At 52.5% G+C, this 13098-nt stretch carries 7 protein-coding genes; 5 read left to right on the top strand and 2 right to left on the bottom strand.

What is annotated here, in order from left to right; genetic code table 11:
• Positions 1–16: 16 nt before the first annotated feature.
• From YERSI8AC_RS05035 to YERSI8AC_RS05055, 5 genes are all read left to right on the top strand, one after another.
• Positions 17–2868, top strand: a 2852-nt coding sequence (locus YERSI8AC_RS05035; protein WP_422822667.1) for an amino acid adenylation domain-containing protein, incomplete at its 3' end; no start/stop codon positions are given.
• A gap of 77 nt (positions 2869–2945) precedes the next feature.
• A complete protein-coding gene (locus tag YERSI8AC_RS05040) occupies positions 2946–5627 on the top strand; it encodes a condensation domain-containing protein (RefSeq protein WP_268898627.1) in 2682 nt (893 codons plus the stop codon).
• Complete coding sequence (locus YERSI8AC_RS05045) at positions 5605–7548, top strand: condensation domain-containing protein (RefSeq protein WP_236579231.1); 1944 nt, start codon at positions 5605–5607, stop codon at positions 7546–7548. The genes YERSI8AC_RS05040 and YERSI8AC_RS05045 overlap by 23 nt, the downstream gene beginning before the upstream one ends.
• On the top strand, positions 7523–8355 hold an 833-nt coding region (locus tag YERSI8AC_RS05050; protein WP_236557245.1), incomplete at its 3' end, for an amino acid adenylation domain-containing protein. The genes YERSI8AC_RS05045 and YERSI8AC_RS05050, both read left to right, overlap by 26 nt.
• 16 nt (positions 8356–8371) lie before the next feature.
• Positions 8372–9745: a thioesterase domain-containing protein gene (locus tag YERSI8AC_RS05055; RefSeq protein WP_442907328.1), complete on the top strand. Its 1374-nt coding sequence runs from the start codon at positions 8372–8374 to the stop codon at positions 9743–9745.
• A 68-nt stretch (positions 9746–9813) separates the two neighbouring features.
• Here the strand turns inward: YERSI8AC_RS05055 and YERSI8AC_RS05060 are convergent, their stop codons facing one another.
• Positions 9814–10674 (bottom strand): ABC transporter substrate-binding protein, encoded by an 861-nt coding sequence (locus YERSI8AC_RS05060; RefSeq protein ID WP_159176231.1) that lies wholly within the window; start codon positions 10672–10674, stop codon positions 9814–9816.
• Positions 10675–10737: 63 nt separating this feature from the next.
• Positions 10738–12936 (bottom strand): TonB-dependent siderophore receptor, encoded by a 2199-nt coding sequence (locus YERSI8AC_RS05065; protein WP_159176232.1) that lies wholly within the window; start codon positions 12934–12936, stop codon positions 10738–10740.
• Positions 12937–13098: the final 162 nt, after the last annotated feature.

The raw sequence follows: 13098 nt of genomic DNA on the forward strand, positions 1-13098 counted from the left end.
TTCAGCAATGAATGGTATGAGTCAGGAATCTCTAGCCGCTAATCAGAGTGAACGGCACCAAGAGAGCATCGTCGCGAGCACCCAGGTAGGAGAGCACGTTCCCCTCTCTTTCTCTCAGCATCAGTTATGGCTACTGCAGAATATGGAGCCAGGGTTGAGTGCCTATAACCTACCTCGGGTCTTTCGTCTGAAGGGGAGCGTGAATCCTGAGGCACTGGAGCGAGCTTTTCAGGCTGTCATTGCACGACATGCCGTGCTGCGAACCTGTTTCGTCGAACAAGACGGGGAACCGATGCAAGTCGTTGCCCCCAATGTGAGGTTCGCCCTTCAGTGCGAAGACTTATCGGTGCTAACGCCATCTGAACGAGAACACCGGCTGACTGCATCCATCAGTGAGGTCACAGGTCATGTTTTTGACCTTACCGTATCACCGGCATTGGTGGCGAGATGGATAAAAGTGGGTGAGCAAGAGCAAGTGCTGGCGGTGTGTATGCATCACATCGTTTCCGATGCGTGGTCAAACCCTATTCTCGCCAAGGATTTGGCAACAGCTTACCGCTTGGCAGCGGCATCCCAGGAAGAGGTTTTTCTACCAGAACTGAATATCCAATATACAGACTATGCAGCCTGGCAACGCGAGAGATATGAGCGTGGTGAGTTTGAGAAAAGTTTAGCGTATTGGAATAGTTATCTGGGTGACCAAGTACCCGACATTGAGCTACCCACTGACTATAAGCGCCCTGGGGTGCAGAGGTTTTCAGGTGCTCGTTCTTCTATAGCTCTGCCTGCTGACCTTGCTGATGCGTTGCGACAACTCTGCCGGAAAGAAAAATGCACGCCCTTCATGATCCTATTAGCGGCATGGCAAGTTCTACTGGCGCGCTACAGCGATCAGATGGAGTTCGCTGTTGGCGTACCGCATGCTGGCCGACCGTTTGATGAGTTGCAAGACCTGATGGGCTACTTTGTTTCGACCCAAGTATTTCGTGCCAACTTATCGCCAGCTATGACGCTTCGCGACATCGTCCAGCAGGTTAGGAAAGATGCGCTCGGATTGATGAATCATGCGGATTTGCCCCTAGAGATACTATTGGGAGCTCGTAGTGAGCAGCGCGATCCGTCGCGCAATCCACTGTTTCAAGTTATGTTTGGCGTACAGATGGATGGCGACGCCGAGCAACTGGAATTTGATGGCGTCATTGCTGAGCCGATGAGGTCAGAAAATGGCACGACTAAATTTGAGCTTTCCCTCAATTGTGTGATCGGAAAGGAAGGCGTTCAATGCGATCTGGAGTATCGTACCGATCTCTTCGAACAGGGGACTGCTGAAAAGCTGCTCAAGCGCTACCAGCAGGTCTTGACGACGCTTTGCGAGCATTACAATAGTTGCCTGGGAGAGCTTGATATTCTCGGAGCTAGTGAGAAACGGGAGTTGACTGGGTGGGGAGAGAATACTCAGCAGTACCCCGATACTTCTCCAATCCAGTATCTAATTGAGGAACAGGTAGCAGCGACTCCCAAGTCTATAGCCCTTGTCTTCGCAGGCCAACGACTCAGCTACGCTGAACTTAATACCCGTGCCAATCGTTTGGCCCACTACTTGATTGGCTTGGGCGTACAGCCCGAGACTCGAGTAGGCATCGCTATGGAACGCTCCATCGAGATGGTGGTGGGGCTGTTGGCGATTCTCAAGGCGGGGGGCGCCTATGTGCCGCTGGATCCGGATTACCCCGCCGAGCGGCTAGCCTATATGGTTGAGGACAGCGGTATCGAGTTGCTGCTTACCCAGCAGCATCTACGCGATACGTTGCCGGTGGCTGAGAGCCTGAGCGTCATTGAGTTGGAACGGCTGGATGTCGCTCACCATGCGCCGACTAATCCGAGTGTGGCCCTGCACGGTGAACATCTTGCTTATGTGATATACACCTCGGGCTCCACCGGGCGGCCCAAGGGCGCAGCCAATCGCCATCACGCGTTGACCAACCGCCTACAGTGGATGCAGGAGGCCTATGGCCTAACAACCGACGATGCGGTGCTGCAAAAAACGCCCTTCAGCTTCGACGTCTCGGTGTGGGAATTCTTCTGGCCGCTAATGCAGGGCGCCCAACTGGTGGTGGCGCCACCAAGCGCTCACCGCGAGCCAGCCCAACTAGTCGAATTGATCCGTACCCATGGGATCACCACGCTACATTTCGTACCTTCAATGCTGCAGGCCTTCTTGGCGCATGGCGAGGTCGAGACCTGCACCAGCCTGACGCGTCTGATCTGTAGCGGTGAGGCGCTTCCGGCTGAACTGCAGAACCAAGTCTTTGCTAGGTTGCCTCGCACGGCGCTCTACAACCTCTATGGCCCCACCGAAGCAGCCATTGATGTTACCCACTGGACTTGCCGAGACGATGGGCGCAACCAGGTAGCTATCGGCCAACCGATCGCTGGTATCCGTACCTACGTACTGGATGGCGATCTTAACTTGGCGTCGTCTGGCGTCGCGGGTGAACTCTATCTCGGTGGCGTGGGCTTAGCACGGGGCTACCTGCACCGCCCAGACCTTACCTCAGAACGTTTTGTCGCTGATCCATTTGTGCCGGGCGAGCGTCTCTACCGTACGGGCGATCTGGTGCACTGGCGGGAAGATGGCCAGCTCGAGTACCTGGGCCGCTTGGATCACCAGGTGAAGATCCGTGGCCTACGTATCGAGCTTGGCGAGATCGAAGCCGAACTGCTCGCTCAGCCAGCGGTTCGCGAAGCGGTAGTGGTTGCACAGGAAAGTCCTAGTAGCTCGAGGCTAGTCGCTTATGTGGTTCCCCAGGCCGACAGTGAACTCGACACTAATTCACTACGTGAAGCGCTAGGGCAGCGGCTGCCGGANCCTCTATCGCACCGGTGACCTGGTGCGCTGGCGGGAAGATGGTCAGCTTGAGTACCTGGGCCGCCTTGATCACCAGGTGAAGATCCGCGGCCTGCGTATCGAACTGGGTGAGATCGAAGCCGAGCTATCAGCTCAGCCGGGGGTTCGCGAGTCAGTAGTGGTTGCTCAAGAAGGCCCCGGTGGTTCGAGGCTAGTCGCTTATGTGGTGCCCCAAACCGATAGTGAACTCGACACCAACTCACTACGTGAAGCGCTGGGCGAAAAGCTACCGGATTACATGGTGCCGGGAGTTCTGGTCTTGCTCGAGGCACTGCCGTTGAATGCCAACGGTAAGGTAGACCGCAAGGCCCTGCCTGAACCGGATTTGGCCAGTGGCTCGCAGTACGAGTCGCCTCAAGGCGAAGTGGAAGAAGCGCTGGCAGAGATCTGGTCAGAGATACTTGGCGTCGAGCAAGTGGGTCGACACGACAACTTCTTTGAGCTGGGTGGCCATTCGATATTGGCTCTAAAGGTATTGGAGCAAATGCGGCATCGGGGACTGACGGCACAGGTACGCACGCTGTTCCAACACCCGGAACTGACAGCCTTTGCCCAGACGATTGCACAGAAGCCAGAGCAGCAGGAATTCATTATCCCGCCTAACCGGATTCCCAACGATTGCCAGGCTCTCCAGCCTGAGATGTTGACGCTAATCGAGCTCAATGCCGAAGAGCTTCGTGAGGTCGAATCGGCAGTGCCCGGCGGTGCGAGTAATATTCAGGATATCTATCCACTGGCACCATTGCAGGAGGGGATTCTCTTCCATCACCGGCTGCAGAAAAGGGGAGATACTTATGTCCTTCTTTATCTTCTCGGTTTTGATAGCCGAGAGCGACTGGAAGCATTCATTGCCGGTTTTAACCAGCTAATTGCCCGCCATGACATTCTGCGTACCGCAGTGCTGTGGGATGGGCTCCGTCAGCCGGTTCAGGTGGTACACAAACATGCTGGAATAGAGGTCGAATGGCCGACTATAACGGATGAAGCCAAGGATTATGTTGCCGGATGGTTATACACCCAGGTGGATCCTGATCATTTGAGGCTCGATGTCCGTCGGGCGCCTATGCTACGAGCGGTGGCCGCTTACGATGCTGAAAATGAGCGCTGGCTATTGCAACTACTTAGCCATCACTTAGTGATGGATCACACCACACTAGAGCTACTCATGAAAGAGGTGGCTCTTATCCAGCAAGGGCGTGAGGAGGCATTACCCAAGCCGCTTCCATTCCGAAACTTTGTCGCCCAGGCCAGATTGGGAATTAGCCCAGAAGAACATGAGGTCTTTTTCCGTGATCGGTTGGGTGATGTGGAAGAACCTACGGCACCGTTCGGGATACTTGAGGCACTTGGAGATGGCCGTGATATCGAAGAAGTGCGACTACCGCTAGAGCCTGAATTGGCCCAGCAGGTTCGGCAACAGGCGCGGCGCTATGGTGTCAGTACGGCTAGTCTGTTCCACCTCGCCTGGGCGCTGGTGCTAAACAAAACCACTGGTAAGGACGATGTGGTATTTGGCACTGTGCTGTTTGGGCGCATGCAGGGCATTGAAGGCGCTGAACGGGCGCTGGGCATGTTTATCAATACACTACCAGTGCGCATCAAGGTGGGGGGGCAAGGTGCCGATAAATGCCTGCGCCAAGTCCACGATGCTCTATCTGAGCTAATGCATCATGAGCATGCCAGCCTGGGTTTAGCACAGCGCTGTAGTGGATTGCTCGGGGGAATACCGCTGTTCTCGAGTTTGTTGAACTACCGTTATAGTTCGCCTTATCAAGAGGGATCCCCCCTCCATGCCTTGGAAGGCATGGAGTTGCTAGGTGATCAGGAGCGTACCAATTACCCAATCACAATGTCGGTGGATGACCTAGGTTACGGCTTCCAGCTGGTGGGGCAGGTTAGCCGTATGATCGGCGCGCAGAGGCTGTGTGACTACCTGAGCGCGGCCGTAACTGGCATCGTGGAAAATCTGCAAGCGGTGCCTCAACAACCATTAAATGAGACCAGTCTCCTCAGAACGGACGAGCAGCAGCTGTTGAGAGATTGGGGAGAGGATACACAACAGTATTCTGACACTTCTCCAGCCCATCATCTGATCGAGCGCCAAACTGCGGCAACCCCTGAAACCACGGCGCTTGTATTTGCTGATCAGTCGCTCAGCTACGCTGAACTTAATACCCACGCTAATCATCTAGCGCACTATCTAATTGGCCTGGGAGTGCGCCCCGACACCCGAGTGGGCATTGCCATGGAACGCTCCATCGAGATGGTGGTGGGGCTACTCGCGATTCTCAAGGCGGGTGGTTCTTATGTGCCACTGGATCCGGATTACCCCGCCGAGCGACTGGCCTATATGGTCGAGGACAGTAGCATTGAACTGCTGCTTACCCAGCAATACTTGCGTGAAGCACTGCCGTTGACTGAAGGCCTGAGTGTCATCGAACTGGATCAACTGGATGTGACGCATTATTCGTCAACCAACCCTGAAGTGGCCCTGCATGGCGAGCATCTTGCCTATGTGATTTACACCTCGGGATCCACGGGGCGCCCCAAGGGTGCGGCCAACTGCCACCGCGCTCTGATTAATCGCTTACAGTGGATGCAGGAGGCCTATAGCCTAACGGCTGGCGATACGGTGCATCGAGCTTGGCGAGATCGAAGCCGAACTGCTCGCTCAGCCAGCGGTTCGCGAAGCGGTAGTGGTTGCACAGGAAAGTCCTAGTAGCTCGAGGCTAGTCGCTTATGTGGTTCCCCAGGCCGACAGTGAACTCGACACTAATTCACTACGTGAAGCGCTAGGGCAGCGGCTGCCGGACTACATGGTGCCGGGCGTCGTGGTCATGCTCGAGGCACTGCCGCTGAATGCCAACGGCAAAGTAGACCGCAAGGCGTTGCCTGAGCCGGATTTGGCCAGTGGCGCGCACTATGAGCCACCCCAGGGCGAAGTAGAAGAAGCGCTGGCGGAAATCTGGGCTGAAGTGCTTGGCGTCGACCAGGTGGGTCGCCGTGACAACTTCTTCGAGCTGGGGGGCCATTCATTATTGGCTCTGAAGGTGTTGGAGAAAATGCGGCATCGGGGTCTACCGGCTCAGGTACGCACGCTGTTCCAATCCCCGGAACTGGCATCCTTTGCCCAGGTATTGACGCAGACATCAGAACGGCAGGAGATCATCATCCCGCCCAACCGCATTCCAGATGGTTGCTCGGCAATCCAGCCCGAGATGCTGCCTTTGATTGAGCTCAATGCCGAAGAGATCAGTGCCATCGAAGCGGCAGTGCCCGGCGGTGGTAACAATATTCAGGATATCTACCCGCTGGCACCACTGCAGGAGGGCATTCTCTTCCACCATCGGCTACAGGAAGAGGGCGATGCCTATGTGACGCCTCGGCTGCTGGGCTTCGACAGCCGCGAACGGCTGGAAGCCTTTACTGCCGATTTTAACCAGCTGGTTGCCCGCCACGATATCCTGCGCACTGCCGTGCTTTGGGAAAACCTGCGTGAGCCGGTGCAGGTGGTATACCGGCATGCTGAATTAGCCCTCGAGTGGCTAACCGTGGATGATGTCCCATCACAAAGCGTTGCTGAACGGCTGAATGCCGAAGTGGACCCTGAACACCATCGCCTCGATGTGCGCCAAGCACCAATGATCCGGGCGCTGGCTGCATACGATGCTGAGCAGGGACGCTGGTTGCTACAGTTACCTAGCCACCACCTCGTCATGGATCACACCACCCTCGAGCGACTGGTGGAAGAAATTGCCCTGATTCAGCAAGGTCGCGAGGACGAACTGCCCAAGCCGATTCCATTCCGCAACTTCGTAGCACAGGCACGGTTAGGGGTAAGCTCAGATGAGCATGAAGCCTTCTTCCGCGAGCGATTGGGCGACATAGAGGAACCGACAGCGCCCTTCGGGCTGCTGGAGGTGCGCGGCGATGGCAGTGATATTGAGGAAATGCAGTTGCCGCTAGAGCCGGAATTGGCTCAACAGGTGCGGCAGCAGGCGCAGCGCCATGGTGTCAGCACGGCAAGCCTGTTCCACTTGGCCTGGGCGTTGGTGCTAAGCAAAACCACCGGGCGGGACGACGTGGTATTTGGCACCGTTTTGTTCGGCCGTATGCAGGGCACTGAAGGGGCTGAGCGGGCACTGGGAATGTTTATCAACACCTTGCCTGTGCGCATCAAAACGGGGGCTCAAACCGTTGATAAGTGCTTGCGGCAGACTCACAGCGCCCTTAGTGCGTTGTTGCACCACGAGCATGCCAGCCTCGGGCTAGCGCAGCGCTGCAGTGGGTTGCCCGGGGGAATGCCATTATTCACGAGTTTGCTGAATTATCGGTATGGCGCACCCCAGACAGAAAGTAGGCCCACCAATGTATGGGAAGGCATGGAGTCTCTGGGGGGGCAGGAGCGTACTAACTACCCCATTGGGATGTCGGTAGATGATCTGGGAGAAGGCTTCCGACTGGTGGGGCAGGTGAGTCGCACGATTGGTGCGCAGCGACTGTGTGATTACATGCGTTCGGCCGTGGCCGGTATCGTGGCAAGCCTGCAAGCTGCATCTCAACAATCACTAAGTGAGATTAGCCTGCTAGGAAAAAACGAACAGCAACTGTTGAGTGCACAAGGCGCCGTTCGGCTTTGATGTCTCTGTATGGGAAATTTTCTGGCCGCTGAGTGTTGGGGTTCGCCTAGTAGTTGCTCAGCCAGGCGATCATCGGGATCCTGAGCGCATCATTGAGCTGATCCAGCGGCACGGGGTCACCACGATCAATTTTGTGCCTTCAATGTTAAAGGCTTTCCTGGCCTACCCTGATGTTAAAGCCAAAACTCGTCTAAAGCATATTATGTGCGGTGGAGAGGCCGTTCCAGCGGCGCTGCAGCAAGATGTGGCAGAGTGCCTTGATGTTGCCAACCTACATGATCTCTATGGCCCCACCGAAACTACCATTCATGTTACTCACTGGTGGTGCCGTGATGACGCTCAGCGCCAGATACCTATTGGGCGACCCATTAGCGGTACCCGCACCTACGTCTTGGATGGTGAACTCAACCTGGTACCACAGGGTGTTGCGGGAGAGCTGTACCTGGGCGGGGTAAGTCTGGCCCGTGGCTATCTCAATCGTAGTGATCTCACTGCGGAGCGCTTTATCGCCGATCCGTTCACAGAGGGCGAACGCCTCTACCGCACCGGTGACCTAGTACGCTGGCGGGAGGATGGGCAACTCGAGTACCTGGGCCGCTTGGATCACCAGGTGAAGATCCGTGGCCTACGTATCGAGCTTGGCGAGATCGAAGCCGAACTGCTCGCTCAGCCAGCGGTTCGCGAAGCGGTAGTGGTTGCACAGGAAAGTCCTAGTAGCTCGAGGCTAGTCGCTTATGTGGTTCCCCAGGCCGACAGTGAACTCGACACTAATTCACTACGTGAAGCGCTAGGGCAGCGGCTGCCGGANATCGAGCTTGGCGAGATCGAAGCCGAACTGCTCGCTCAGCCAGCGGTTCGCGAAGCGGTAGTGGTTGCACAGGAAAGTCCTAGTAGCTCGAGGCTAGTCGCTTATGTGGTTCCCCAGGCCGACAGTGGACTCGACACTAATTCACTACGTGAAGCGCTAGGGCAGCGGCTGCCGGACTACATGGTGCCGGGCGTCGTGGTCATGCTCGAGGCACTGCCGTTGAATGCCAATGGCAAGGTAGACCGCAAAGCACTGCCTGAACCTAATTTTGAGGAAAAATGCGAGTATGTGACACCCTCTACGCCAGAAGCCCTACAGCTTGCCGAGATATGGCAAAAAGTGCTGGGTGTTGAGCGTGTCGGCGAGACCGATAACTTCTTCGAGTTAGGTGGTGACTCCCTACTAAGTCTACAAGTGATGAGCCATGTGCAAGCTCTGCAGGAACCTAGGCTTAACTTCAAATTGTTCGATCTGATGCAGAAACCGACCATAGCCGATTTACTGGGAGTGAGAAATCATACTGAGATACTGCCCAAAGGGGCTGTCATGCTCAATGGTGAGTGTCGTCATCAGCCGCCTCTATTCTGCATCCATGCCGTTATGGGGACAATTTTCGACTACCAGCCGTTGGCCCGCCGCTTGCAAGGGATATGCACTGTTTACGGCCTGCCGTGCCGAATGTTGGCCGATCCGGAGCATCAAGATACCTCCCTTGATGCAATGGCGGATGCCTATGTTGAGGTGATACGTAGAATACAACCACTGGGTCCTTATCGACTGCTGGGGTGGTCTCTTGGCGGGTCATTGGCAGCGATGGTTGCGGCTAGGCTTGAAAGGCAAGGCCAAGACGTAACCCAGTTAGCTTTGATAGATCCCTATATCCCTGGAAGCGGGCTGCATAGTGAAGATAGTTGGCAGAAAGAATTTGCTGGCTTTGCATCGGTAATACTGCCAGGTGTTTCGCTTGATGTACTCGACGGTTTAGATGAGGACTCACAAGAGCCAAGAGAGGAAGTGCTCGCCTTTAAATTAGAGAAATTGATGTCGTCATACGATGAACATGGTCGTGAGGGTTATGCTGCCATGGGTAGTGAACAACTCGCTCGGATATTCTGCGTGGCTCGGCGCTTGAAGTACCTTTCATTACAGGTTGATGCCTTGCCAAAACTGTATTGTGCGGTGGATTGTTGGTGGGCGGATGGACGACTGCAGGAACAGAAACAGGCGCTAGCACATCAGCTGGGACAGCCACCGAGGTACTCGACCGAAACATCCGATGATCATTTCTCTATCATTACAGGAAAAACCTTGCTATTAAAAATAGTGGAAATGCTGCAGAAGGTAGATAACTCTCGGGATATTTATATGGCTGATAAGCTACTGATATGATAGCTATTTCTATAATGTGAAATTCTTCCCAGTCGTATGGCTGGGAAGAATTAAGGATTCGTCCCACCTCACTCTTGCTGATTTTCCAGTGCTTCTGTCAAAGACTCGGCGAAACGGAGGGCGGAAGGCAGTGCGCCAAAAACCCAAAAATCGCCAGGGATGTAACTGATTTTACCTTCCCGTTGGCTAATCAGTGTTTGCCAGATGTCACTGCTTTCTAAGCGCTCACGGACCCACTCTTTGTAAGCAGGACTTTCTATAATAAATAAATGACCTTCTACTCTAGCTAACACATCAATAGTTACAACTGAAAGACCTGTGGCACTTGCTGATGGCTCCCACCCGTTGGTTAATCCTAACTGACCAATAACGCCATGCAATATATTGTTTTTTCCGTAAACCCAAGCATGGCGATCATCTCTGAATTGAGCAATAATAACAGGTGTTTCTTTGTTTTTTATTTGATCTCTCAGGATGGCTAACTGTTGGCTTGCTTGTGCGGTTACAATTTCAGCTTCTGCAAGAAGATTAAGTTGTTCCGCAATCTCAAAAGTAAAATCAACAATTGACTCCCATGGATCATGCTCAAAAGGGTAAAGTGAAGTGTCAATAGTAGGCGCTAATTTTGAGACATGCTGTAGCAAGATTGGGTTTTCACCTAGCAAGAAGTCTGGCTCATAGTTTGAAATTAGTTCCATGTTTGGCATGGCTTTTAAACCTACGTCAATGCCATCTTTCTTTTCTATAACTTCGTTACCAGTCCAACCCTGATAGTTTCGAAGCTGGGCAATAGCTATAGGTGCAACTCCTAACATGCTAAGAGTTTCAGCAGCAGCCCAGTCAGATGTGACAATTGACAGTCCTTCAGAACTTATCGCGTAGTTTGAGAAAAGAGAAAAAATGGATATTAATAAAATTTTATTTGCCATGGTCTTATTGAAATCCAGAATATTAACTGAAAAGCCCCGAAAGCTAACTTTCGGGGCTTCGTTCTACCAATCGTAGGATATTGTTCCTATTACATTTCTTCCTACACCATATTTGCATGAATCGCCAAAGTAGCCACAGTTACTTATATACTCCTTATCGGTAACATTATTTGCATTGACCTGTGCATGCCAACCTTCAAAGCTAGCATCGACTTTTGAAAAGTCATAACTCACTGATGTGTCAAACAGTGTCGTAGATGGAAGTGAGTTTTCATTAGCGCTATCGTAGTAACTAGAGCCTATATAGCGCACGCCAGCGCCAAGGCCTAAGCCGTTAAATATACCACTGCTGAAGTTGTAATTAGCCCATAAGTTTGCCATGTTCTCAGGCTGATCAATTGGTCTCTTGCCTAGATCATCCCCATTGCTTTCCGTTACTTCGAGATCCAAGTAGGTGTAGCTGGCGACTAGGTCTAAACCGACGGGCAAACTTGCTCTTGCCTCTAGCTCAAGGCCCCTGGAGCGCCATTCGCCTGTTTGCTGGTTAAAACCAGGGTTGTCTAAATCAGCCGTTGTAACATTCTGGCGTGTAAGGTCAAAAATGGATCCTGTAATCGAAAGATTTCCATCATTAGAGAGGTATTTGATACCAGTCTCATATTGCTGTGCTGTTTCTGGCTCAAAAGTTGTGCCATCAGCACCTTGACCTACGACTGGCAAGAATGATGTAGAGTAACCAATATAGGGCGTTAGGCCATTATCTGCGGTGTAAGCGAGCCCTGCTCTATAAGTAAATTCGCTGTCAGACGCTTTGTTTTCAGTATTTTCGATCCGATCACGATTAGTTTGACTGCTCCAGTCATGGCGACCAGCTAGCGTCAGAGCCCAGCGATCATCCATTTTTATTTGATCCTGAATATAAAGACCAGTTTGCTCAAGTTCTTGTGAAGCTCTAGCTGAAACCGCCTGCGTTGGACTGCTAGTTCCATAAACAGGATCAAAAATATCTAACGGTGTAAAGCCTTGGACTGAGTAGTAAGTAAGGTCGTTATTGGCTCTTTGCCAGTCTACGCCAACTAATATTTTATGGTCAACTCCTTGAGTGTCGATATCAAATTGTAGTTGGTTATCAGTTGTAATTGCATCAATTTTTTCATTACGACCTAAGCCAAAGCGTGGAACCGTTCGGAGGTCGTCCATTATTTGACCAGCATAGGTATTTGTAATGTCTGTTTCTAGTTCCCGATAACGAGTATTTTGTCGAATGGTTACTGTATCGTTGAGCTTATGTTCGAATAAGCTCGCCACTGAAAAATAGTCTTGTTCGAAGTTGTCAGTATCAGGTTCACCGACATACCGTGAACGGGGGATTTTACCGTTGTTGGGGTTGTTGTCTAATGTCCCAAGTCTGGGAAGCGCTATATACGAGCCAATTGTATCAATATTTTTATACTCAGCTAGCAGCGTAAGGGACGTTCTATCGTTTGGTGTCCAAGAAAAACTAGGGGCGAGATAAGTGCGGTCGTTCTGCATGTAGTCAATCTCCGCGTTCGCCTCTCTTAGAAGTCCTGCGAAGCGATATTTAAGCTCTCCTTGTTCATCCAGATAACCACTAACATCAGTATTGACTTGATGATGATCGTGGCTACCAGCAGACACACGCACTTCGCCTTGAGGCGTTTCTGTGGGTTTTTTGCTGACTAAGTTGACTATCCCACCAGGGCCGCCTTGCCCATAAAGAACTGACGCGGGGCCTCTAAGTACCTCTATTCTTTCTAGCCCATAAGGTTCAGAGACGACTTTCCCCTGATTACTAAACCCTGTGAGCCTTAAACCATCACGATAGAAGTATTCTGTTCCACCAAAACCGCGTATGGAAATGACATCACGTCGAGGATCCAGCCCATTAGCGTGGCCTTCTACACCGGCCGTATAGCTCAAGACATCACCGATTGATTGTGCGCCCCGAGCTTCGACCTCGTCACGGGTAATCACAGATATCGATTGTGGCACCTCATTAATGGGAGTGTCAGTTTTTGTGCCGGTGGCGGTGCGCGTTGCTACATAGCCCTCTACTGGCCCTGTGGCTTCTTCATAGATACGACTTTCTGTCACTTGCAGTGTAGGTAGCTCGGTAGAAGATCCACTACCTGACGAGGCGCGTTGTTCAGCATCCTGAGCAAGCACGGCCGTCGGGGCACTACAGGCAGCAACAGCAATAGCTGTGGTTAGCCACCGTTTGCGGAAAGAAGGTTGGTTCACGAATGTTCTCCTTGCATTAGATTCATTTGGATTTTTTGTAAATGTTAATTGTTATTGTTTGTATTATGAGTATCTGTATCTTGATGTCAACTTCGTGTGAGTATCCGGGAGAGGGTAACCCTGAATTCAAACCAAAAATTGAGGATTGGCTTCAGATTATGG

It is taken from the genome of Halomonas sp. 113 (genome assembly GCF_904067645.1).
GTDB classification, from domain to species: domain Bacteria; phylum Pseudomonadota; class Gammaproteobacteria; order Pseudomonadales; family Halomonadaceae; genus Vreelandella; species Vreelandella titanicae.

What these genes read in the sequence shown, in the direction of transcription:
- YERSI8AC_RS05060 (WP_159176231.1), bottom strand. Translation starts at nt 10,674, where the DNA reads ATGGCAAATAAAATTTTATTAATATCCATTTTTTCTCTTTTCTCAAAC.